Here is a 22,620-nt window from a genome sequence, read left to right on the forward strand (position 1 = left end):
CAGAACCGGCACTTTCCCACGCAACGGTCATACTGAACATTCAAATTTCGGATCGAGGTCACGATGAATCTGCACTTCGAAGAACTGACGGGTATCACAGGAGCACGCATCGGCGTCGCCACCCTGGATGCCGAAAAAAACCTGAACGCCCTGTCCTTGCCGATGATCAACGCCCTGCGTGACCGTCTCGATGCCTGGGCCAGAGAACCGCAAATCGTCTGCGTGCTGCTGCGTGGCAACGGCGCCAAGGCCTTCTGCGCCGGCGGTGAAGTCCGCAGCCTGGTGGAGGCCTGTCGGGCCGCCCCGGGTGAAGTACCGCCGCTGGCCGCGCAGTTCTTCGCGGCGGAATACCGACTGGACTTCAACCTGCACACCTACCCCAAGCCCTTGCTGTGCTGGGGCCATGGCTACGTATTGGGTGGCGGCATGGGCCTGCTGCAAGGCGCCAGCACGCGCATCGTCACGCCCAGCAGTCGCTTGGCGATGCCCGAAATCAGCATCGGCTTGTACCCGGACGTCGGCGCCAGTTGGTTCCTGTCGCGCCTGCCGGGCAAGCTCGGCTTGTTCCTCGGCCTGACCGGCGCCCACATGAACGCTCGGGATGCCCTCGACCTGGGCCTGGCCGACCGTTTCCTGTTGGACGAACAACAGGACGACCTGATCGAAGGCTTGTTGCAGCTCAACTGGCAGGAACAGACCCAGATGCAGCTCAACAGCCTGTTCAAGGCCTTGCAGCAGGAAGCCGTCGCGCAACTGCCCGAAGCCCAATGGCTGCCGCGCCGGCAAAAAATCGATGAGTGGCTGGACGTCAGCGATGTGCGCTGCGCCTGGAAAGCACTGAGCCTGCTGGTGGACCACCAGGACCCGCTGATCGCTCGGGCAGCCCGGACAATGACTGAAGGTTCGCCCCTGACCGCGCACCTGGTCTGGGAGCAGATCCTCCGCGCCCGACACCTGTCATTGGCCGGTGTGTTCCGAATGGAATACACCTTGAGCCTCAACTGCTGCCGCCATCCGGAATTCAGCGAAGGCGTACGGGCACGGCTGATCGACAAGGATCACAAGCCCCATTGGCACTGGCCGGACATCAACCATATTCCGGAAGCCGTGGTGCAAGCGCATTTCCACAAGGCTTGGGAAGGTCGGCACCCGTTGGCGGACTTGTCCAACGAATAGGCGTTGAACGAGCCCTGTCAGTGCGGGCCACAACGTGGGTGTAAGCCAGGCAAAAAAAAGCGGCGCTCGATGCGCCGCTTCTTATTGCCAGGGGATCAGCGGTGGCCGCCTCTGCCTCGTCCGTCATGATCACCGCGTCCTCGATGATCATGTCCACCTCGATCGTCATTCCAGCCGCCCCGGTCGCGACCGCCCCAGCCATCCCAGCCACCCCGGTTCGGATAAGGCCGGTAGGCGGCCCGCGGTGGCGCGTAATAGCGCGGGCCTTGTTGGTAGTAGCGCGGGGCCGAATAGTAGCGCGGCGCCGGTTGGTAATACCGCGGTGCGTAATAGCCACGTGGGACCGAATAATAACCTGCGCCCCCGTAGTAGACCGGCGCGGGTGAAGTGTAGACCTCTGAACGGTAGTAGCTCGAGTCTCCGTCGTAGTAGGGCACGCAGGCCGAAAGAGTCAAACCGAGAAACGCAAGGAGCAGCAGTCGTCGATACATGGCGGCCTCCTGGACCGCGAATGGGCCACATCAGCGACGCTGATGGGCGGCAGTCGTCTTTGGATGACTGACGAATATTCAGACAGCAAAATCGGAATCTGGTGCGATATGGCAACAACTGGAAACATGTAGCTTTCTGCCAACATTCACCTTCAGAAACCGTGGCGAGGGCGCTGACTCGCGCCGAGTTGTGCAGCGCCCCTGAAAGGTAAAGCTGCCTTTCCAGACAAGCGGCGCGAGCAACCGGCCGCCTCGTTTACAAACAAGCGAATCCAGCCGCACCTTTTCCTACAAGGATTACTAAACTGATTGCATTGGGTCTGCGCCAAAGGAATCGCCATGTCGCTCCGTTCGTCGTTGTATACCCAACGCAGGCCGTTGCTGATGGTAATGGCGTTGCTGGGAACAGGCTTCCTGACCGTTTCATTGCTGGGCTATTACGCTGCCCACGCCTCGGCGCGAGAAAGCCTCCTCAAGACGCTGTACGTGAACCTGCTGATCGGCCTGCTCGTGACGCTGGCCACGCTATGGATCTTCTATCGGTTACTCAACCAGTACCAGCGCCGTATCGATGCCCAGGCAACCCTCGACAGCCTGACCGAACTGCCCAACCGCCGGGGCTTCGATCTGCTGGCCGTGCAGGCCCTGCACGAAGCCCAACGCGAACCCAGGCCATTGACCGCCGTGTTGCTGGAGCTGGACGACTTCAAGCAACTGGAAAGTATCCACGGCCATATAGCCTGCGACCAACTGCTGAGCGGCTTCGCCCGCGACCTGACGCAAAGCCTGCGGCATTCGGACATCGTCTGTCGCTGGAGCACCGATGCCTTTGTCGTCCTGCTCAAGGACACCGATGGACAGACCGGTCTGAAAATCGCTGAGAAAATTCGTCAGCACATGGAAAAACAGCGCTATTTCTGCAGCGGGAAACAATTGCTGGTCACGGTCAGCATCGGACTGACCACGGTGCAGGACGAAGACACCTTGCACAGCCTGCTGTCCCGGACCGATCATGCACTGCAACGCGCCCGGCAAACCGGCCGCAATCGAACCTGTGTGGAAATGCCTCACTCCAGCTATGAATAAACCCGACCTTTGCCCTGCCTGCGGTGGCAGCAACGACTGCTCGCTGGCCGATCCGAGAACCGTCGACCGAGCCTGCTGGTGTTTTGGCGTGAGCATCGACCCGGCCGTACTCGAAGCGCTGCCGGCAGAGCTGCGCGATCAAGCCTGCCTGTGCCCACGCTGTGCACAGGTTGAAGCCCAACTGCACGCCAAGACCGGGCCGATCGCGTAAGATGCGCGCCCTCTTCCTGGCCTGAACTGCCCCATGCGCGTTGACCGCTTCCTCAGTAATCTGCCCCGTCTCAATCGCCAGCAGGTACGCCTGTTGCTGGTGGCGGGCCGGGTGCAGATCGACGGCCAGACCGTCACCGACCCGCACGCCCAGGTGCGTGAATTCAGCCGCGTCGAAGTCGATGACGAAGTGCTGCAAGCGGGCCGGCCGGCGCGGTACTTCATGCTCAACAAGCCGCCCGGCTGCGTCAGCGCCACTCGCGACCCGCAACACCCCACCGTGCTCGATTGGCTCGATGAGCCCGACAAGGACGACCTGCACATCGCCGGGCGCCTGGACTTCAATACCACCGGCCTGATGCTGATCACCAACGACGGCAGTTGGTCGCGACGACTGACCCAACCGCAGACCAAACTGCCCAAGGTCTATTACGTCGAAACCGAACGCACCATCACCGCCGAGTACGCCGACACCTTCGCGCGGGGCCTGTATTTCGCCTTCGAAGATCTCACCACCCAGCCGGCAGGATTGACACTGCTGGGTCCGACCACGGCGCGCCTGAGCATCGTCGAGGGGCGCTACCACCAGGTCAAGCGCATGTTCGGCCACTTCGACAACAAGGTGCTGCGCCTGCATCGCGAACGCATGGGCCCCCTGCTGCTGGACCCCGCACTTGAACCGGGCCAGTACCGCGCCCTGGGCCCGGACGAAATCAGCCTGATCTGAGGCCGTTACCGCCGGGCAGAAGTGTCGAACAATTTTCCCATCGGTACTTGCGCATCCGTCGTCCCCCTGCTTGAATCAAACCGTCGGCCAAAATGTGACCGATTAGTCACAACATACTTCCAAGAAACTTTTTGCCGGCCAGAACCCCCAGGTTCCGCCGTATCCCTCCGGCAAACTGCCCGCCTATAACAACACCCGTCGACCGCTCTCATGGATCGACATGGGCCTTATCTTCCAGGCGTATGCCTACCTGTCACATTGCCCGTGCAATCTCATTGCGCGCATACCCGCTTGCCAGGAGTCTTATGACATGAGGCCAGAAATCGCTGTGCTGGATATACAGGGTCAGTATCGGGTTTACACGGAGTTCTATCGCGCAGACGCCGCACAAAAGACCATCATCATGGTCAACGGCTCGATGGCCACTACTGCGTCGTTTGCACAGACCGTCAAAAACCTCCATCCGCAATTCAACGTCGTGTTGTACGACCAGCCCTACGCGGGCAAGTCCAAGGCCCACAACCGGCACGAGAAAATGCTCACCAAGGAGATTGAAGGACAGATCCTCCTGGAGCTGATCGATCACTTTGCCGCCGAGCACGTGCTGTCGTTTTCCTGGGGCGGCGCCGCCACCTTGAGCGCCCTGGCCCAGCGCCCACGGAGGATTGAAAAGGCAGTGATCAGTTCGTTCTCGCCGGTGCTCAACGCGCCGATGCGCGATTACCTGGAGCGCGGCGTGGATTACCTGGGCAACCTGGACCGCGATCGTGTCGGCCACCTGGTCAACAGCACCATCGGCAAGCATCTGCCGCCGCTGTTCAAGCGCTTCAACTATCGCCACGTCAGCAGCCTGGCCGAGCATGAATACGGTCAGATGCACTTTCACATCACCGACGTGCTGCAGAGCGACCAGCAGTGCTACGTCAACGCGGCGAAAAAAATCAACGTGCCGGTGCTGTTCCTGAACGGCGAATGGGATGAATACACCTCGGCCGACGACGCCAGGCTTTTCGCCCATCACGTCCAGCACAGCACCTTCGGCACGCTGCAAGCCACCGGGCACTTTCTGGACATGGAACACAAGGCCGCCTGCCGCGACAGTCGCAACGCCTTGATGAACTTCCTCACTCCGACACACCGCGAAAGCCGTCCGCGCTACAGCTTCGTGCAGGACTACCATGCACTGGCAATCTGAAACGAGCCCTCGCGAGCAAGCCCCGCCCCGCGCCAGCAAAACGGGGCTTGCCCGCGAACGACCGCTTTGATCCAAGGCCTGCGTAGACGAGCGCACGCGCATCAGGCAAAGAAAAACTTCAAATCCTCGCCCACATCTGGTACAAAGTCAGCCGCTCTGAGCGGGTGTCGTATAATGGCATTACTCCAGCTTCCCAAGCTGATAACGAGGGTTCGATTCCCTTCACCCGCTCCACATTTACTTTCCCTGGATATCCAAGTCCGGGAATGCCTGCAACCCAAAGCGCTGAACCTGTTTTTCCTCAAGCGCGCACTCCAGTGACATCCCGCATAATCCGCTCATCGCCGCAGCTTTTCTTCAGGCGCGCACCTCACGATCCAGTAAATCACTCACCCACTGGTTGATGCTTTTGTGGGCGAGCTGGGCCTTTACGGCGACGGTTGCATGGAGCGCAGGGGGCAGGCGTAGGCTGAGATGGCCTGAATAAGGCTTCTGCGGTGCGCGCCCCAGCTTGGCGCACGTCTCCAGGTAATCAGTTACCGCCTCCTTGAACGCAGCTCGAAGTTCGCTGACAGACTCGCCGTGAAACCCGACGACATCCTTGATACCAGCGATATGGCCTACAAACAGACCGTCCTCATCGCTGTAGTCAATCCGAGCGGCGTAGCCTTGATAATTCATAACGTTCACGGGGTAACTCCTGCTTGCTCAAGAAAAGCCCGAGCATCACGTACTTGATAAGGCTTTGCTTCTTTGTCTGGATGGGGCCGGTGGAACGTCGCGACCACGCCGTGCAATTCGAACCGTACGCGCGATCCGCTGCCTTCAATGGTCTTCGCGCCCACCGCACCAAACAGTGACTCAATACGAACCCACTCCAACGTAGAAGGTGATGGCCGAGAGAACAGGGCCCTGAGTGTACTGAGCTGTCTGTTGTTCATGGTATTACACCGTGATACCAAAAATGAAGGCTTTACTCCGCACCTGACGTCCTGCCGAGAGACGAACCGATCAAGTCGGCGAAACCGCCGAACGTCACTCGATCATCAGCAATCGTGCACTCCGTTACGCGAAGCACTATTTCCTATGCTCCCTCACTTTGGATAGCAGACAACTTTCGCTTGGCTTGTAGGCAGAATCCGAACGCAACCAACTCTCGCGCAAGCCGCCTACAACAGTGATGTGCCCTGGGCGATGCTTCGCAAGCAGGCTCCCACACGGCGCCCGGTGCAAATGTAAGCAGAATTTTCAACGCGTCGTTGCTGTCTCACCAGACAGGTGAATCCCATTAAGGAACACGGCAATGAACTTCGCAAAAATCGCACAGAAGCTGGCTCTATGGGCGGGAAGCCCGAAGACGTTCTTGGGCGCCATTGTATTACTGGCGCTTTGGGCGATCAGCGGACCCTTTTTCCAGTTCAACGACACCTGGCAGCTGATCATCAACACGTCGACGACGATCATCACCTTCCTGATGGTATTTCTGATTCAGAACACGCAGAACCGCGACACAGACATCTTGCACCTGAAAATCGATGAGTTGTTGCGAGCCACGGCGGAGGCGCAGAACGCGATGCTCGGGCTCGAATCGCTGGACCTCAAGCAACTGGAGGCACTGAGGAAGCACTACCAGACCATGGGCCAGGGCGAGGTCAAGAACCTTGAAGGCCTTGAGCAAAAAAGCAACGTTGACTTGAATCAGTGCTGATACGAAGACGCGAGGGGCGTGATGCCCCTCGCGTCTTCACTGCCACCGTCAGGGCAATGGATTGCCGCCCGTCACGCCAAAAGGTGTAGCGACTCAGCGGCTGGCTTGCAACGCCCTGGCCATCTCCAGATGGGTTTGCAACTTGGGCAGGGTCTCATCGGCGAAGGCCTTGATCTCCGGCACTTCGGTGGTCTGGGCCTGCTCCTGGATCTGGGTAATGGCCTCCTCCGTGGCCTTGACCTGGCTGGCGGCATAGGCGGCCTCGAACGACTCGCCCTCCTGCACCTGCGGCATCAGGGTCTTGGCCTTGTCAGCCATTTCCTCCCGAGGCGCGACGGGCAAGTCGAGCTTCTTCGCGATCTTCGCCAGATGTTGGTTGGCGGTGGTACGGTCGTTGATCACCATGATGGTGTAGTCCTTGACCTCCCTGGATTCAGCCTTGCCATGGGCCATGCGGCTGGCCTCGATGTCGGCCATGCCCTTGGCGGAAGCGTCGTTGATGAATTCGGCAGGCGATTGGGCCCAGGCACTGTTGGCACCCAGGCCCATCAACACGACGAGGCTGGTGGTGCGAAAAAAGGTGGCCATCCGGTTCATGGTCGCGCCCTCCTCAATTGAACATTCGGCAGCGGCCCCACCACGGGACCTGCCAGGGTTTCGAAAGGCAAAAGGGCTGAAAAGTTTGATTCAAGTGCCTCGCCGCGACGAACGGCGACCTACGCTCAGTTGCTGAATGCCCGATGGTTCTGACGCTTGGCGGCGTACATCGCCTCGTCGGCATGACGGAACAACGCCACATCTTCGACCCCATGGTCGGGAAAACAAGCGACCCCGATGCTCGGCTCGATGCTCAGGCAATAGCCGTCCAGCCGCAGCGGCTGACTCAGCACCTGGCGGATTTTTTCCTGCACGCGGTGGGCATCGTCCAACGCCTGGATGCTATGAAGCAGCACCACGAACTCGTCCCCGCCGATGCGCGCCACGGTGTCGACATCCCGTATACAGCCCTTGAGACGGCTGGCCACCGCTTGCAACAACAGGTCGCCTACACCGTGGCCGTAGGTGTCGTTGATCTGTTTGAAGCGATCGAGGTCGATGTACAGCAAGGCCATGCGCCCCGACACGGCACGGGCGCTGGCCAGTGCAGCCTTGAACCGGTCACGCAGCAATTCGCGGTTGGGCACCTGGGTCAACTGATCGTATTGCGCCATGTGCTGCAACCGGGCATGCAATTGCTGGCGTTCGATGGCGATGGTGATCTGAGCGCAGACGTATTGCAGCAGGTCCTTGTCCTGCTCGGTGTAGCGCTCGTTGTCCGGGGCACTCTTGACGATCAGCGCCCCGATCGTGCCGTTCTGCGAGTTCAACGGCACGCCGAGCCAACAAGGCGCGCCCGGCTGCGCCACGAGGTCGCCAAACCCAGACGGCAGTGAGCTGCAACCGGGCGTCAACAGGATCGGCTGGCCGCTGCGGATCACCTCGGCGCACAAACGCCCGGTCATCGTGCCGGGAAGCTCGGGCTGCTGCTCCAGGTCGTCGACGTGATAGGCGAAGTTCAACTGCGCGCATTGCTCGTCGTACAGCGCCACCGAAAAATTCAACGCCGGCAGCCATTCGCCGATGATCTGGTGGACGCGCTTGAACAGCGCCAGCAGGTCCGCCGCCGCATGGGCGGCCTCGGAAATCGCATACAACGCCGCCTGGCGCGACTCTGCCAGCTTGCGCTCGGTGATGTCGCGCGCCACGGCGATCCGCAATTGGTCCACCGGCGACCAGCGCGCCGACCAGAGGATGTGCACCACCCGGCCATCCTTGTGCAGGTAGCGGTTCTCGAAATTGAGCTTGGGCTCCCCGTTCATGATCTCCCGCGCGGCCTCGAGGGTACGCTGGCGATCGGCGGGGTGCACCAGGTCGATCATCGCCTGCCCCATCAATTCCTGCGGGGTGTAGCCGAAAATGCGCTCGCAGGCAGCACTGACAAACACGAAGCGCCCCTGGCCATCGACCGCGCACACGGCGTCCAGCATCAGGTCGATGTAGCTGGCCAGCGGCGTGTGGCTTCGGGTGTCCATGGTGCTGGAGTCATCCGGGTGAGTGCAGCGGTAAAGGGGCGAAAGTCATGATGAGGATAGCGCAGGTGACCGAGGCGCAAGCCACGCCCCCCATTAAAGAATAGAGCCCCCCAGCCCGCAGAGCATAACCTGCCGGCACCTCGCCTTCGCAAATGGATTTGCCGTCCAGGTTCCTAGGCAAACTCCTACGCAGAAGTCTCCAGTAACACTCAAACATGCCGGAAACGACCGATTCAAAGCCTATGGCCCTGCGCTGTAAAGTCTGGAAACACGGCGACGAAACACGCCACGGACAGCGTCGTGAATCAAGGAATGTGATCGAACCATGAACCAGACTGCACACCCCACCCATCGCTTCACCCACTACCGTAAAGTCATTTCCCTCGCAGATCAGGATTGGCAATGCGCTGAAGCCGGAAAAATCTCAGGGCTCAATGTCGAGGTCAAGACGCCCAATGTCCTGGTCGACCAATATGGCCGTACCCTCCATCACTTCTGCACCACGTCCTACCTGGGCCTGGATTACCACCCGGCATTGCTGGACGGCGCCATGACCGCCCTGTGGGAAACCGGGACCTTGCGGGTCGCCAACTCCAGGAACCGCTGCAAGCTGGCGATCCTTGCGCAGTACGAGACCCAATTGTCGGAGCTGTTCGGCGCCAGTTGCCTCAGTGCGCTGTCGTGCAGCGCGGCGAGTGCCGGGATCCTGCCGCTGCTGGCCAGCGGTGCCTTCTCGGACAATCGATCGCCTGTCATGGTGTTCGACAAGCAGGCCCATTACTCGATGAATCACATCAAGGCGGCCTGCGCCGATGAAACCCAGGTGCTCACCTGTGCGCACAACGACATGGATTTCATCGAGGACGTGTGCAAGCGCCAGCGCAACGTGGCGTACGTGGCCGACGGTGCCTACAGCATGGGCGGCCTCGCGGATCTGGACAGCCTGATGTACCTCAAGCAGCGGTACGGTCTGTTTCTCTATCTGGACGATTCCCACGCGCTGTCGGCCGTCGGGGAACGCGGCGCGGGCCTGGTCCGCTCGCGCCTGCTCGCCATGGATGAGCGCACCCTGATCGTCGCTTCGCTGGCGAAATCCTTCGGGGCCAGCGGTGGGCTGGCGATGTTCGGCAGCGAACGGCACAAGGCCCTGGTGCAACGCTACGGTGGGCCGAGCAACTGGTCCCAGAGCTTGAACGCAGCAGCCATCGGTGCCGGCATGGCTTCGATTCGCCTGCACCACAGCCGCGAGCTCGGCAGCTTGCAGGAGCGTTTGCAGGCTAATATTCGCCTCTTCGACAGCCTCGTTCGTACCGAACAGCACGGCAGCCCCATGGCGATCCGACTGGTGCCTTGCGGTGAAACCACCCTGGCGAACAGCCTGGCGACCGAACTGGCCGAACGGGGGTACTTCACCTCGGCGGTCTTTTTCCCGGTGGTGCCCCAAGGCAAGGCTGCGATCCGTATTACCCTGCGCGCCGATATGGAGCCAAAGGTGATCAGCGAATTCTGCCAAGGCATCACCCAACTGCTGGCTGCCCACGGACGCGACATCCGCCCATGAAACGAGCCTCCTGATGAACAACCGTACCACCCTGATCGTCACCTGCACGACCGTGTTCCTGGCACAACTGGGCATGAGCATCTATTTGCCGGCCCTGCCTGACATCGCCCAGGCTTTGGGAACCGACGCCTCGCGGGTGTCCTGGGGCCTGGCGGCGTACCTGATCGGCATGGCCTTGCCGATGCTGTGGTGGGGGAGCCTGAGCCAGCGGCTGGGGCGCAAGGTGGTGTTGTTGGCGGCATTGGGGCTCTACGGTCTGAGCAACCTGGCCCTGCCGATGGGCAGCAACGCCGAGGCATTCCTGGCGATGAGGCTGATCCAGGGCATCGGCGCCAGCGGTATCTCGGTGATGGCGCGGGTCCTGATTCGCGACAGCTTCAGCGGTGACCTGCTGGCCAAGGCCCTTTCATGGATATCCATCGCCTTCGTGGTGGCCCTCGGCATCGGTCAGTACCTGGGCTCGTTGATCCAGGCCGCGTTGGGTTGGGAGGCGATTTTCCAAGGGTTGGGCGCCACCAGCCTGGTCATGGCGGCGGCGATCTCCCAGGCCAGGTTCCCGGTGGTGGCGCCGCACCAGGACAGTCCATCGGCCTGGCGAATCTACGCCCGGATACTCAGGCATCGTCACTTTTTGCGGCCGGCATTGGCCGGCGGGCTGGGTTACGGCGTGATCATTGCCTTCAATACCGCAGCGCCGTTGATTCTGCAGAAAGGCTTTGACTGGTCGCCCATCGAATACGGGCTGCTGGGATGGCCGATCAGCGCGGCGTACCTGCTCGGAGCGCTGACGGTCAATGCGTTCGTGCTGCGCACCGGCCAGCAGCGGATGATGGGCTGGGGCATAGCCCTGGTGTTGGCCGGCAGCACGATCATGTTGGTCAGCAGCCTGGCGCTGAGCAACGTCGCCTTGCTGTTCTGGCTGCCCTATTGTTTTGCGGTGTTCGGCCAGTCGGTCAATTACCCCATCAGCCTGTCCCTGGCCAACCAAGGCTCGCCGGTGGCCGGTGCCTATGCCATGGCGTTGAGCGGGTTCCTGCATCAACTGCTGGCTTCGGTGATCGGTGCCGTGGCCAGCCTGTTACTGAGCCAACAGGCCTGGCCACTGGCGACGTTGTGCGCCTTGCTGGGTGTGGCGGCGATGGTCTGCGTGAGGTCCATGCCGCCCCAGGGCGATTAGAACGCGCTGCGGAAGATTTCCTCGATCTGGCGCTGGTCCGCCGCTCGGGGGTTGGTCAGGCCGCAGGCGTCTTTCAGCGCATTGGAGGCCAGGACCGGTACGTCATTGAGGCGTACGCCCAGTTCACGCAGGCCGGCGGGGATGTCCACGTCCTGGGCCAGGCTGCGGATCGCCGCGATGGCGGCCTGCGCGCCCTCTTCCGGGGTAGCCCCCGGCGCATCGACGCCCATGGCCCGCCCCACGTCAGCCAGGCGAGCGGCGCACACCGTGGCATTGAAACTCTGCACATGCGGCAACAGCACCGCGTTGCACACCCCGTGAGGCAAGTCGTAGAAGCCACCCAGTTGGTGGGCCATGGCGTGCACGAAACCCAGCGAAGCGTTGTTGAACGCCATCCCGGCGAGAAACTGTGCGTAGGCCATGTTCTCCCGCGCCGCCAGATCGCTGCCGTCGCGCACGGCCAGGCGCAGGTTGTTGCTGATCAGGGTGACGGCTTTCAGGGCACAGGCATCGGTGATCGGCGTGGCAGCGGTGGACACGTACGCCTCGACCGCATGGGTCAGCGCATCCATGCCGGTGGCCGCCGTCAGGCCCTTGGGCATCGCCACCATCAGCGCCGGGTCGTTCACCGACATCAATGGCGTCACGTTGCGATCGACGATCGCCATTTTCACGTGGCGCGTCTCGTCGGTGATGATGCAGAAGCGGGTCATCTCGCTGGCCGTGCCGGCGGTGGTGTTGATGGCGATCAGTGGCAGTTGCGGCTTGCTGGAACGGTCCACGCCTTCATAGTCACGGATCTGTCCGCCGTTGGTGGCGCAAAGGGCAATGCCCTTGGCGCAGTCGTGGGGTGAACCTCCGCCAAGCGACACGACGAAGTCGCACCCGCTCTCCTTCAGCAGCCCCAGCCCAAGCTCGACGTTGGCAATGCTTGGATTGGGCTTGGCGCCATCGAAAATCACTGCATCGACATCCTGGACCGCCAGCAGCTCAGCCACCTTGCCGGCCACGCCGGCCTTCGCCAACCCAGCGTCGGTAACGATCAAGGCCTTGCGAAAACCGTAGTTGCGAATGGCGGTCATCGCCTCGTCGAGGCAACCCAGGCCCATGATGTTCACGGCTGGAATGAAAAAGGTGCTGCTCATGGGACACGCTCCTGGAAGAGGCCGGATCGATAGGGGCATACAGGATTGACCGATCAGTCACGGCGTTCCTTGATCTGGCTCAAGAGTTTGTCGTGATAAAGTCGCGCCCTGCCTTTGCCACGTTTTGGATGAGCTTCGCGATGACCGATTTCCACGAATACGACGCCCGGCTTGAAGATTGGGCGGCCCTGCAGGCCAGCACCGACTTCAGCGGCCTGCTGTTGGGCAATGGTGCCAGCCGCGCGGTGTGGGACGATTTCGGCTACGACTCACTGTTCGAAAACGCCCGCACCGTCGAGGAAAAGCCCCTGAGCCCGTCGGAGTTGAGTGTGTTCGATGCGATGCAGACGCGCAGCTTCGAGCAGGTGCTCGGCGCGCTCAAGACCACCAGCCGCATCAACAAGGCCCTGGCCGTCAGCTCCGCCGCCCCGCGCAATCGCTATTATGCGATCAAGGAAGCGCTGATCAATACCGTGCACGCGGTGCACATCCCTTGGCGACTGGTGCAGCCTTCCACGCTGGCGACGCTCAACCAGGCGTTGAGCCGCTACCGTACGGTGTTCACCACCAACTACGACCTGCTCAATCACTGGGCGATCCAGTACGCGCCGGGCACCCTCACCGACCTGTTCACGGGCAGCGATCACCATTTCGACCTGAGCCAGGCGAGCACCGACAAACCGCGCCTGCTGTACCTGCACGGTGGCCTGCACCTGGTGCGCAACCAGGACGGCATGGCGCGCAGGCTGAGCTCCACCGAAGGCACGTTGCTGGGCAGCTTCGCCATCAACAACACCCTCAAGACCCTCGACGATGTGCCGCTGTTCGTCAATGAAGGCCCGAGCCAGGACAAGCTCAAGACCATCCGCAGCTCCGACTACCTGTCATTCTGCTACGACCAGCTGCTGCATCACGGCGACAACCTGTGCCTGTTCGGCCATGCCCTCGGCGAGCAGGACCGGCACATCGTCGACGCCCTTCGCCTGGCGGCCCCCAAGGTCGTGGCGATCTCGATCTACCCGCGCAGCCAGGCATTCATCCAGCACCAGAAGCGCCACTACACCAACGTGTTCAAGGGGTTGGCGGTGGAGCTGCGGTTCTTCGACGCCAAGAGCCATCCCCTGGGCGATCCGAAGCTGGCGGTGCCGGTGGAGATTTGACCGCCGCGCCCCCCACATCGTGGCCTTGACGCTGGCGATGCCTGGCGACATGGCTATAACGTGATCGCCGTGCCCAGCAAGGTCAGGAACCCCGCCAGCCAGTTCGGATGTGCCGGCCAGGCCGGAGCGGTCGCCAGGTTGCCCTGGACATGGCCCTGGGTCACCGGAATGTCGATGTAGGTGCCTCCGGCCAGCCGCACTTCCGGGGCGCAGGCCGGGTAAGCACTGCATTCGCGCCCTTCGAGGATGCCGGCGGCCGCCAGTAATTGCGCGCCGTGGCAAACCGCCGCGATCGGCTTGCCGGCCAGATCGAAATCTCGCACCAGTTGCAGCACCGTTTCATTCAGGCGCAGGTATTCCGGCGCGCGCCCGCCCGGGATCAGCAACGCGTCGTAGTCGGCGGCGGCCACATTGGCGAAGTCATGGTTGAGGGCAAACAGGTGCCCTGGCTTTTCGCTATAGGTCTGGTCACCTTCGAAATCGTGGATCGCCGTGCGCACTGTCTGCCCGGCGCTCTTGTCCGGGCACACCGCGTGCACGGCATGACCGACCATCTGCAAGGCCTGGAACGGCACCATCACTTCATAGTCTTCGACGTAATCGCCGACCAGCATCAGGATTTTCTTGGCGGCCATGGTTGAGCTCCTTTGTATGCATGAAGGGTGGACGCATTAAAGGTAGCCCGGTGGGCCGGCCGTGCAGCGCCAACCCGGCATTACCGGACGGGCTGCACGACGAGAGAGAAACAGGCCTGCTCGCGAAGGCGGTGTGTCAGCCCACGGCAATGTGGCTGATGTACCGCTTTCGCGAGCAAGCTCGCTCCCACAGGGGCGGCGTCAGAGGTGTCCATCCGCGCGCAGCAGGGTCTCCAGGCAATGCTCGGTGACGTGATAGAACGCCTTGAGTTCCTGGATCTTGCGCAGCAGTTCGGTCGTATCGATGGGTTCGGCGCGCTTGACCGCCAGGATCATCTTGTTCTTGTTGGTGTGTTCCAGGGAGATGAACTCGAACACCTTGGTTTCGTAGCCACAGGCTTCGAGGAACAGCGCCCGCAGGCTGTCGGTGACCATTTCCGCCTGCTGGCCCAGGTGCAGGCCGTATTGCAGCATGGGCTTGAGCAAGGCTGGGCTCTGGATCTGCAGGCGGATCTGTTTGTGGCAGCACGGCGAGCACATGATGATCGAGGCGCCGGAGCGAATGCCCATGTGGATCGCGTAGTCGGTGGCGATGTCACAGGCGTGCAAGGCGATCATCACGTCCACCGCGCTCGGCGCGACGCTGCGCACGTCACCGTGCTGGAAGCTCAGGCCCGGATGCTCCAGGCGCGCAGCCGCTTCGTTGCACAGCTTGACCATGTCTTCGCGCAGCTCGACACCGGTGACCACGCCCTCGGCCTGCAAGGTATTGCGCAGGTAATCGTGGATGGCGAAGGTCAGGTAGCCCTTGCCCGAGCCGAAATCCGAGACCCGTACCGGCTTGTCCAGGGCCAGGGGCGAAGACGTCAGCGCATGGCTGAACACTTCGATGAACTTGTTGATCTGCTTCCACTTGCGCGACATCGCGGGGATCAGCTCGTGCTTGTGGTTGGTCACACCCAGGTCGGCAAGGAACGGCCGGCTCAGGTCGAGGAAGCGGTTCTTCTCGCGGTTGTGCTCGCCGGACGGCACCTCACGCAACTGCTGGGGCTTGCTCCTGAACAGCGAAGGCTTGCCCTTCTTGCTGTATTCCAGCTGCGCTTCGTCGGTGACCGCCAGCAGGTGCGCATTCTTGAACGACGCCGGCAAGAGCGCAGCAACGGTGTCCACCCCTTCGGCCAATGGGAAATTCTTGGTGATGTCGCGGGTCTTGTAGCGGTAGACGAAGGACAGGCACGGCTGCTCCTTGACCGTCAGCGGCTTGATGATCAACCGCTGGAGGTCCGCTTCATCCCCGACATGCTTGGCCAGTACCAGTTTGATGAAAGCGTTTTGCGCAAGGCTGGTGCGCAACAGCTCGATGAACTGGGCGTGATGATCCGGCGCGGGACGGGCGGGGGTGGCGGTAACGGACATGAACAAGCGGCCTCGGGGCGGGGCGAAACGGGAGTGGTGGGTATTTTAGGGGGGATGGGGTTCGAGGGCACGGGGAATTTCCCCAGCGGAGCAAAACCCGGACGCGCCTTCTGTTCGAGGATTCAAGCGTATGTGGCGAGGGAGCTTGCTCCCGTTCGGCTGCGAAGCAGTCGTCGTGCAGACCCGCCAGCGCGATGGGGACCGCTTCGCAGTCCAGCGGGAGCAAGCTCCCTCGCCACAGAAACATCCCGCGCTACAAAGGGCGCCCCTCTCAGCCCAACACCACCAACCGGTTCGGCAATTCATTGCGCGCCTGGGTCACCGGCACGTGTTCCTTGAGCAAGGTGCCGCAGGCTTCGATGCAGCTCACGAAGCCCTGCAACGTCTGGCCCTGGCGCACCTGCTGGGTGAACGTGGCGACGATGGCGTCCCAATGCTTGTTGTCGAGGCGCTTGGAAATGCCCTCGTCCACCAGGATTTCCACGTAGCGCTCGGCTTCGCAGACGAAGATCAACATGCCCGTGCCGCCCACCGTGTGGTGCAGGTTCTGTTCGAGGAACTGCCGGCGCGCCAGGTTGGAGGCGCGCCAATGCCGTACGGAACGGGGGATCAGGTGCGTGGTGATGCGGGGAATGCGAAACACCAGGCACAAACCGATGAAGCTGAGCCATTGCACCAGCAGCAAACTGTGCATTGCCAGCCAGCCCGTGAGGTAATGCACCACGCCGGGCACCACCAGGGCCAGCAGACTGGCCCACAGCAGCGGGATGTAGGCATAGTCGTCGGCACGGGCGGCGAGCACCGTGACCAGCTCGGCGTCGGTGTCCTGCTCGACCCGGGCAATGGCCTCGGCCACCTTGCGTTGTTCGTGTTCAGTCAGTAATGCCATGGTTAGAAATGCCCGTTCATTATTATTGTCACCAGCCGCCCGACGAACCGCCGCCTCCGAAACTGCCGCCGCCCCCGCTGAAGCCCCCGCCTCCCCCTCCGTCGCTGGAGTCACCGCCGCCAAAACCACCACTGGAACCACTGCTACTGGAACCGCTGGAGCTACCGACGCTCACGGGCAAGATGCCCAGCACCTGGCCCACCATCACGGTGATGATAAACAGCATCACCAGCAGGACGAACAGCCACGGGTGCCGCTGGACGAAATCGCCCTCCTGCTGCTCGTCCGTGCTGTACGCCGGCGCCGGTTCATCCAGCGGGCTGCCACCCAGCACCACCAGCATCGCCGACACGCCGTCGCTGATGCCCTTGTTGAAGTTGCCGGTCTTGAACGCCGGGGTGATCACCTGGTTGATGATCACCGAACTCTGGGCGTCGGTCAGGCGGTCCTCCAGGCCGTAGCCCACCTCGATGCGCAGTTTACGGTCATCCCGGGCGACGATCAGCAGGGCGCCGTTGTTTTTATCCTTCTGCCCGATGCCCCAGTGGCGCCCGAGCAGATAGCCGAAGTCCTCGATCCTGGCGCCTTGCAGGTCTGGCACCGTGACGACGACCACCTGCTCGCCGGTCGCCTGCTCGTGGGCCTTGAGCTGCGCATCCAGTTGCTCGCGCACCGCCGGCTCAAGCAACTGGGCGGTGTCCACCACCCGCCCGGTCAGCGCCGGAAACTTCAACTCGGCCTGGGCCGTGACTGCAAACACCCAGAGCAACAGCACCAGGCCAAATTTCAACACGCGCATTGGAACTCCTGTAGGCGCCGGGTACCGATCAGAACTTCACCTGGGGCGCTTTCTCGGCATCGGGGCTGCTGGCCTCGAAGGTCTGGCGGATCGGCAGGTCGCTGTAAATCACGCTGTGCCACAGGCGTCCCGGGAAGGTACGGATCTCGGTGTTGTACTGCTGCACCGCCAGGATGAAGTCGCGACGGGCCACGGCGATGCGGTTCTCAGTGCCTTCGAGTTGCGATTGCAGGGCCAGGAAGTTCTGGTTGGCCTTGAGGTCCGGATAACGTTCGGACACCACCATCAGCCGGCTCAATGCCCCGGACAGCTGATCCTGTGCCTGCTGGAACTGCTTGAGTTTTTCCGGGTTGTCCAGGGTACTGGCATCGACCTGGATCGACGTGGCCTTGGCCCGGGCCTCGATCACCGCGGTGAGGGTTTCCTGTTCATGCTGGGCGTAGCCCTTGACGGTTTCCACCAGGTTGGGGATCAGATCGGCACGCCGCTGGTACTGGTTCTGCACCTGGCCCCAGGCGGCCTTGGCCTGTTCGTCCAGGGTCGGTATGTTGTTGATGCCGCAACCGGCCAGCAGCGAGGTAAACAGCATCAGCGCCAGCACCTGTAAGCCGCTGCGGTGGTTCAGTCGTAGATTCATCGGGTGAAGCTCTCCCTTGCATGACATTGAAAACGCGGCCACCTATCGCCTCGGCGTCTAGGGCATAATCTGCCGCCGCACTGGATTGAATCAGGGCGATGGGCTAAAAGATGCGCGGTGCGAAACTAAGTTCAGCCCACCGGGCTCGAAAGTGTGCTGTATTTGACCGAACAACAATAGCCGCTCCTCACATTTTGGCTGACCGGCGTGTGCTCACCGCCCTTTAGGCTTGCGAGAAAACTATTCATGAAGAAGCTGTGTTTGCTGGGCCTGTTTGTCACCCTGGCCAGTCAATCCGTAGTAGCCGACAACCTGCCAGCCCCCATAGAGAACAAGGATGCCTTCATCAGCAACCTGATGAAGCAGATGACCCTCGAAGAGAAGATCGGCCAGTTGCGGCTGATCAGCATCGGCCCGGAAATGCCCCGGGAGATGATCCGCAAGGAAATCGCCGCAGGGAACATCGGCGGCACGTTCAACTCCATCACTCGCGATGAAAACCGTCCGATGCAGGACGCGGCCATGCGCAGCCGGTTGAAGATCCCGATGTTCTTCGCCTATGACGTGATCCACGGCCACCGCACCATTTTCCCGATCCCCCTGGCCCTGGCGTCGAGCTGGGACATGGACGCCATCTACCACTCCGGGCGCATCGCCGCCCAGGAAGCCGCTGCCGACAGCCTGGACATCACCTTCGCGCCGATGGTCGACATCTCCCGCGACCCGCGCTGGGGGCGGACGTCCGAAGGCTTTGGCGAAGACACCTACCTGGTGTCGCGCATCGCCGGGGTGATGGTCAAGGCGTTCCAGGGCAACGGCGCCAACGCCGCCGACAGCATCATGGCCAGCGTCAAGCACTTCGCCCTGTACGGCGCCGTGGAAGGCGGCCGGGACTACAACACCGTGGACATGAGCCCGGTGAAAATGTACCAGGACTACCTGCCCCCCTACCGCGCCGCCATCGATGCCGGCGCCGGCGGGGTAATGGTCGCGCTGAACTCCATCAACGGCATACCGGCCACGGCCAACACCTGGCTGATGCACGACCTGCTGCGCAAGGAGTGGGGCTTCAAGGGCCTGGCCGTGAGCGATCACGGCGCGATCTTCGAACTGATCAAGCACGGCGTCGCCCGGGACGGTCGCGAAGCGGCGAAGCTGGCGATCAAGGCCGGCATCGACATGAGCATGAACGACTCGCTGTATGGCAAGGAATTGCCGGGGCTGCTCAAGTCCGGCGAGATCGAGCAGAGCGACATCGACAACGCGGTGCGTGAAGTGCTGGCTGCCAAGTACGACATGGGCCTGTTCAAGGACCCGTACCTGCGCATCGGCAAGGCCGAGGATGACCCGGCCGACACCTACGCCGAAAGCCGCCTGCACCGCGCCGACGCCCGTGACGTGGCACGCCGCAGCCTGGTGTTGCTGGAGAACCGCAACCAGACCCTGCCCCTGAAAAAGAGCGCGAAAATCGCCCTGGTCGGCCCGTTGGCCAAGGCGCCGATCGACATGATGGGCAGTTGGGCCGCCGCCGGACGCCCTGCGCAGTCGGTCACGCTGTTCGACGGCATGACCCGCGCCCTGGGCGCCGAGTCGAAGCTGGTCTACGCCCGTGGCGCTAACATCACCAGCGACAAGAAGGTGCTCGACTACCTGAACTTCCTCAACTTCGATGCCCCGGAAGTGGTGGACGACCCGCGTCCGGCCCAGGTGCTGATCGACGAAGCGGTGAAAGCCGCCAAGGACGCCGATGTGGTGGTGGCCGCGGTGGGTGAATCCCGTGGCATGTCCCACGAGTCATCGAGCCGCACCGAACTGAACATCCCGGCCAGCCAACGCGAGTTGATCAAGGCCCTGAAGGCCACCGGCAAGCCGCTGGTGCTGGTGTTGATGAACGGCCGTCCGCTGTCGTTGCTGGAAGAACAGCAACAGGCCGATGCGATCCTGGAAACCTGGTTCAGCGGCACCGAGGGCGGCAATGCCATCGCCGACGTGTTGTTCGGCGACTACAACCCATCGGGCAAGCTGCCGATCACTTTCCCACGTTCGGTTGGGCAGATTCCGACCTACTACAACCACCTGAGCATCGGCCGGCCGTTCACACCCGGCAAGCCAGGCAACTACACCTCGCAATACTTCGACGACACCACCGGCCCGCTCTACCCCTTCGGCTACGGCCTGAGCTACACCGAGTTCAGCCTGTCGGACATGGCCCTGTCGTCGACCACGCTGAACAAGACCGGCAAGCTCGACGCCAGCGTGACGGTGGAGAACACCGGCAAGCGTGACGGCGAGACCGTGGTGCAGTTGTACATCCAGGACGTGACCGGCTCGATCATCCGCCCGGTGAAGGAGCTGAAGAATTTCCGTAAGGTGATGCTCAAGGCCGGCGAGAAGAAGGTCGTCCACTTCACCATCAGCGAGGATGACCTGAAGTTCTTCAATGCCCAGCTCAAGTACGCCGCCGAACCGGGCAAGTTCAATGTGCAGATCGGCCTGGACTCCCAGGATGTGAAGCAACAGAGTTTTGAGTTGCTCTGATCCCCAGGCAACACAAAACCCATGTGGGAGCGAGCTTGCTCGCGATGGCGGCTTAACATTCAACTCAGATGTTGAACACCAGACCGCCATCGCGAGCAAGCTCGCTCCCACCGTTGTATCTGGGTGTTCAGGCTAGCCTCGCCGATCCAACAGGTTCACCACCAACCGGTCCACCCATCCCCACAGCCGCTGCTTGAACCGCTTCCACAGCGGTCGGCGCCGCCAGGCGTCGAGGCTGACTTGCAGGCTCTGGCTGAAATCGCGCTCGAAACTCGCCGCCACCGCCTGGCTGAGCCCGGGGTCCAGGGCTTCGAGGTTGGCTTCCAGGTTGAAGCGCAGGTTCCAGTGATCGAAGTTACACGAGCCGATGCTGACCCAGTCGTCCACCAGCACCATCTTCAGGTGCAGGAAACAGGGCTGGTACTCAAAGATCTTCACCCCGGCCTTGAGCAATCGAGGGTAGTAGCGGTGCCCGGCGTAGCGTACGGAAGGGTGGTCGGTGCGCGGGCCGGTCAACAGCAGGCGCACGTCGATGCCCCGGGCCGCCGCCTTGCGCAGGGAGCGCCGGACGTTCCAGGTCGGCAGGAAATACGGTGTCGCCATCCAGATGCGTTTCTGGCCGCTGTTCAGCGCCCGGGACAATGATTGCAGGATGTCGCGGTGCTGGCGGGCGTCGGCATACGCCACCCGGCCCATGCCCTCGCCCGCCGGCGGAACACGTGGCAGGCGCGGCAAGCCGAAGTTGGAAGCCGGCTTCCAGGCGCGTCGATGACGGTTGGCGAGCCACTGGCGGTCAAACAGCAACTGCCAGTCGAGCACCAGCGGGCCGGCGATTTCCACCATCACCTCGTGCCATTCGCTGCGATCATCCAGGGGGTTCCAGAATTCATCGGTCACGCCGGTGCCGCCCACCACCGCCAGGCGCTGGTCCACCAGCAACAGCTTGCGGTGGTCACGGTAGAAATTGCGCACCCAACGCCGCCAGCTCAGGCGATTGTAGAAACGCAGCTCCACCCCGGCCTCGACCAGGCGATTGCGCAGGCTGAGGGTAAACGCCAGGCTGCCATAGTCATCGAACAGGCACCGCACGCGAACGCCGCGCTCGGCCGCCTGCACCAGGGCCTGGACCATCGCCTCGGCACAGTGCCCCGCTTCCACCAGGTACAGTTCCAGCTCGACCTGTTCCTGGGCACGGGCGATTTCCACCAGCATGCGCGGGAAGAATTGCGGCCCGTCGATCAGCAGCTCGAAGCGGTTGCCGTCACGCCAGGGGAAGACCGGGCCGCTCATGTCAGCGCGCCGTGAAGATCAGCACCGCATTGACCGGCACCGAGAGGCTGATGGCCGACAACCCGGCCAGGTGGCGCAGTTTTTCCAGGCCCGGCGCCAGGTCGAAATCCGCGGCGTCGAGTACCACCGGCTCCAGGGTCACCACCTGGAAGCGGCGTTCATCCAGGCGAGTGGCCAGCAATTCGACGTTGTATTCATGTTGCTTGCCATGCAGGTCCACGGTCAGCGGCAGGCGCAATTCCAGTTGTGCGCCGTTGGCCAGGTCCTGGATGGGTGCCAGGTCGATCTGCGCGGTGGCCGTCGCTTCGGCAAATTGCTTGACCTCGAACAACTCGGCGCGCATGCGCTCGTCCCGCAGGGGGATGCCGCTGTTGATGGAGTCGAGCTCCACTTCCAGGCGCGCCAGCCCATTAGGCTGGACTTGACCGTGAAGCACCAGGAACCGCTGGACCTCGGAGACATTGCCGTTCTTGCTGCTGATGAACGACAGCCGCGACGATTCGCCGTCCAGGTACCAGTTGGCCTGGGCCGGCAGCGCGGCGCAGGCCAGTAGCAAGGTGGCGACGGCGTGGGAGAGAGACCGCTTGAACATACACACTCGGCAGACAGATAAACCTGTGGCGAACCTTAACCGGGCCAGGGCCGCTTGCAAACTGTCTGTTGCAACAGTGAACCGGCTGTTCACAAACTCCGTGGCGAGGGAGCTTG

General features: G+C 62.1%; 22 protein-coding genes, 1 tRNA gene and 1 pseudogene. 11 read left to right on the plus strand and 13 right to left on the minus strand.

Going from position 1 to position 22,620, the window contains the following annotated elements; translation table 11 throughout:
• Positions 1-63: 63 nt before the first annotated feature.
• Positions 64-1,176, plus strand: a complete 1,113-nt coding sequence (locus AD664_RS13990; protein ID WP_053147329.1) for an enoyl-CoA hydratase/isomerase family protein — start codon at positions 64-66, stop codon at positions 1,174-1,176.
• A gap of 95 nt (positions 1,177-1,271) precedes the next feature.
• Here the strand turns inward: AD664_RS13990 and AD664_RS27890 are convergent, their stop codons facing one another.
• Positions 1,272-1,667 (minus strand): hypothetical protein, encoded by a 396-nt coding sequence (locus AD664_RS27890; protein ID WP_083454201.1) that lies wholly within the window; start codon positions 1,665-1,667, stop codon positions 1,272-1,274.
• A gap of 456 nt (positions 1,668-2,123) precedes the next feature.
• Between AD664_RS27890 and AD664_RS13995 the strand changes: the two are divergent.
• From AD664_RS13995 to AD664_RS14015, 5 genes and pseudogenes are all read left to right on the plus strand, one after another.
• Positions 2,124-2,753, plus strand: a pseudogene (locus AD664_RS13995) (GGDEF domain-containing protein); the annotation flags it as partial.
• Positions 2,746-2,964: a cysteine-rich CWC family protein gene (locus tag AD664_RS14000; RefSeq protein ID WP_053147333.1), complete on the plus strand. Its 219-nt coding sequence runs from the start codon at positions 2,746-2,748 to the stop codon at positions 2,962-2,964. The pseudogene AD664_RS13995 and the gene AD664_RS14000, both read left to right, overlap by 8 nt.
• 33 nt (positions 2,965-2,997) lie before the next feature.
• Positions 2,998-3,690: a pseudouridine synthase gene (locus AD664_RS14005; RefSeq protein WP_053147335.1), complete on the plus strand. Its 693-nt coding sequence runs from the start codon at positions 2,998-3,000 to the stop codon at positions 3,688-3,690.
• Between the two features lie 310 nt (positions 3,691-4,000).
• The gene (locus AD664_RS14010; protein WP_053147336.1) at positions 4,001-4,885 is read left to right on the plus strand and encodes an alpha/beta fold hydrolase; all 885 of its coding nucleotides are present in this window, start codon (positions 4,001-4,003) and stop codon (positions 4,883-4,885) included.
• A gap of 160 nt (positions 4,886-5,045) precedes the next feature.
• Positions 5,046-5,119 (plus strand) — tRNA-Gly (locus AD664_RS14015).
• Positions 5,120-5,242: 123 nt separating this feature from the next.
• Here the strand turns inward: AD664_RS14015 and AD664_RS14020 are convergent.
• Both AD664_RS14020 and AD664_RS27065 read right to left on the minus strand, forming a co-directional pair.
• A complete protein-coding gene (locus AD664_RS14020; RefSeq protein WP_053147338.1) occupies positions 5,243-5,575 on the minus strand; it encodes a type II toxin-antitoxin system HicB family antitoxin in 333 nt (110 codons plus the stop codon).
• Positions 5,572-5,826, minus strand: a complete 255-nt coding sequence (locus AD664_RS27065; RefSeq protein ID WP_083454202.1) for a type II toxin-antitoxin system HicA family toxin — start codon at positions 5,824-5,826, stop codon at positions 5,572-5,574. The genes AD664_RS14020 and AD664_RS27065 overlap by 4 nt, the downstream gene beginning before the upstream one ends.
• A gap of 362 nt (positions 5,827-6,188) precedes the next feature.
• On the opposite strand from AD664_RS27065, the gene AD664_RS14025 reads away from it, so the two are divergent.
• Positions 6,189-6,593 (plus strand): low affinity iron permease family protein, encoded by a 405-nt coding sequence (locus AD664_RS14025; protein ID WP_042731455.1) that lies wholly within the window; start codon positions 6,189-6,191, stop codon positions 6,591-6,593.
• A 93-nt stretch (positions 6,594-6,686) separates the two neighbouring features.
• On the opposite strand, the gene AD664_RS14030 is transcribed toward AD664_RS14025, so the two are convergent.
• Both AD664_RS14030 and AD664_RS14035 read right to left on the minus strand, forming a co-directional pair.
• Positions 6,687-7,190: a DUF4142 domain-containing protein gene (locus tag AD664_RS14030; RefSeq protein ID WP_042731456.1), complete on the minus strand. Its 504-nt coding sequence runs from the start codon at positions 7,188-7,190 to the stop codon at positions 6,687-6,689.
• Positions 7,191-7,315: 125 nt separating this feature from the next.
• Positions 7,316-8,665: a diguanylate cyclase domain-containing protein gene (locus AD664_RS14035; protein ID WP_053147340.1), complete on the minus strand. Its 1,350-nt coding sequence runs from the start codon at positions 8,663-8,665 to the stop codon at positions 7,316-7,318.
• A 325-nt stretch (positions 8,666-8,990) separates the two neighbouring features.
• Between AD664_RS14035 and AD664_RS14040 the strand changes: the two genes are divergently transcribed.
• Both AD664_RS14040 and AD664_RS14045 read left to right on the plus strand, forming a co-directional pair.
• Positions 8,991-10,226 (plus strand): aminotransferase class I/II-fold pyridoxal phosphate-dependent enzyme, encoded by a 1,236-nt coding sequence (locus tag AD664_RS14040; RefSeq protein ID WP_053147342.1) that lies wholly within the window; start codon positions 8,991-8,993, stop codon positions 10,224-10,226.
• A gap of 13 nt (positions 10,227-10,239) precedes the next feature.
• Positions 10,240-11,403, plus strand: a complete 1,164-nt coding sequence (locus AD664_RS14045; protein ID WP_053147344.1) for an MFS transporter — start codon at positions 10,240-10,242, stop codon at positions 11,401-11,403.
• Here the strand turns inward: AD664_RS14045 and yiaY are convergent.
• Entirely contained in the window at positions 11,400-12,548 is a 1,149-nt protein-coding gene (yiaY, locus tag AD664_RS14050) for an L-threonine dehydrogenase (protein WP_053147345.1), read from the minus strand. The genes AD664_RS14045 and yiaY overlap by 4 nt on opposite strands.
• Positions 12,549-12,688: 140 nt before the next feature.
• Between yiaY and AD664_RS14055 the strand changes: the two genes are divergently transcribed.
• A complete protein-coding gene (locus tag AD664_RS14055) occupies positions 12,689-13,708 on the plus strand; it encodes a DUF4917 family protein (RefSeq protein WP_053147347.1) in 1,020 nt (339 codons plus the stop codon).
• A 53-nt stretch (positions 13,709-13,761) separates the two neighbouring features.
• Here the strand turns inward: AD664_RS14055 and AD664_RS14060 are convergent, their stop codons facing one another.
• The 5 genes from AD664_RS14060 to AD664_RS14080 form a co-directional block, all read right to left on the minus strand.
• Positions 13,762-14,343 (minus strand): DJ-1/PfpI family protein, encoded by a 582-nt coding sequence (locus AD664_RS14060; protein ID WP_053147349.1) that lies wholly within the window; start codon positions 14,341-14,343, stop codon positions 13,762-13,764.
• A 201-nt stretch (positions 14,344-14,544) separates the two neighbouring features.
• On the minus strand, positions 14,545-15,759 hold the full coding sequence (locus tag AD664_RS14065) for an SAM-dependent methyltransferase (protein ID WP_047738497.1): 1,215 nt from the start codon (positions 15,757-15,759) through the stop codon (positions 14,545-14,547).
• A 271-nt stretch (positions 15,760-16,030) separates the two neighbouring features.
• On the minus strand, positions 16,031-16,648 hold the full coding sequence (locus AD664_RS14070; protein ID WP_053147351.1) for a TPM domain-containing protein: 618 nt from the start codon (positions 16,646-16,648) through the stop codon (positions 16,031-16,033).
• 28 nt (positions 16,649-16,676) lie between these two features.
• Entirely contained in the window at positions 16,677-17,447 is a 771-nt protein-coding gene (locus AD664_RS14075; RefSeq protein WP_053147353.1) for a YgcG family protein, read from the minus strand.
• 28 nt (positions 17,448-17,475) lie between these two features.
• A complete protein-coding gene (locus AD664_RS14080) occupies positions 17,476-18,084 on the minus strand; it encodes a LemA family protein (RefSeq protein WP_053147354.1) in 609 nt (202 codons plus the stop codon).
• A gap of 246 nt (positions 18,085-18,330) precedes the next feature.
• Here AD664_RS14080 and bglX point away from each other — a divergent pair, with 246 nt between their 5' ends.
• Complete coding sequence (gene bglX, locus AD664_RS14085; protein ID WP_042731083.1) at positions 18,331-20,622, plus strand: beta-glucosidase BglX; 2,292 nt, start codon at positions 18,331-18,333, stop codon at positions 20,620-20,622.
• Positions 20,623-20,754: 132 nt separating this feature from the next.
• On the opposite strand, the gene AD664_RS14090 is transcribed toward bglX, so the two are convergent.
• Together AD664_RS14090 and AD664_RS14095 are read right to left on the minus strand one after the other, a co-directional pair.
• Positions 20,755-21,912: a phosphatidylserine/phosphatidylglycerophosphate/cardiolipin synthase family protein gene (locus tag AD664_RS14090; RefSeq protein ID WP_053147356.1), complete on the minus strand. Its 1,158-nt coding sequence runs from the start codon at positions 21,910-21,912 to the stop codon at positions 20,755-20,757.
• 1 nt (position 21,913) lies between these two features.
• Entirely contained in the window at positions 21,914-22,504 is a 591-nt protein-coding gene (locus AD664_RS14095) for a YceI family protein (RefSeq protein ID WP_053147358.1), read from the minus strand.
• Positions 22,505-22,620: the final 116 nt, after the last annotated feature.

It is taken from the genome of Pseudomonas sp. P97.38 (genome assembly GCF_001269745.1).
Lineage (GTDB): Bacteria > Pseudomonadota > Gammaproteobacteria > Pseudomonadales > Pseudomonadaceae > Aquipseudomonas > Aquipseudomonas chlororaphis_E.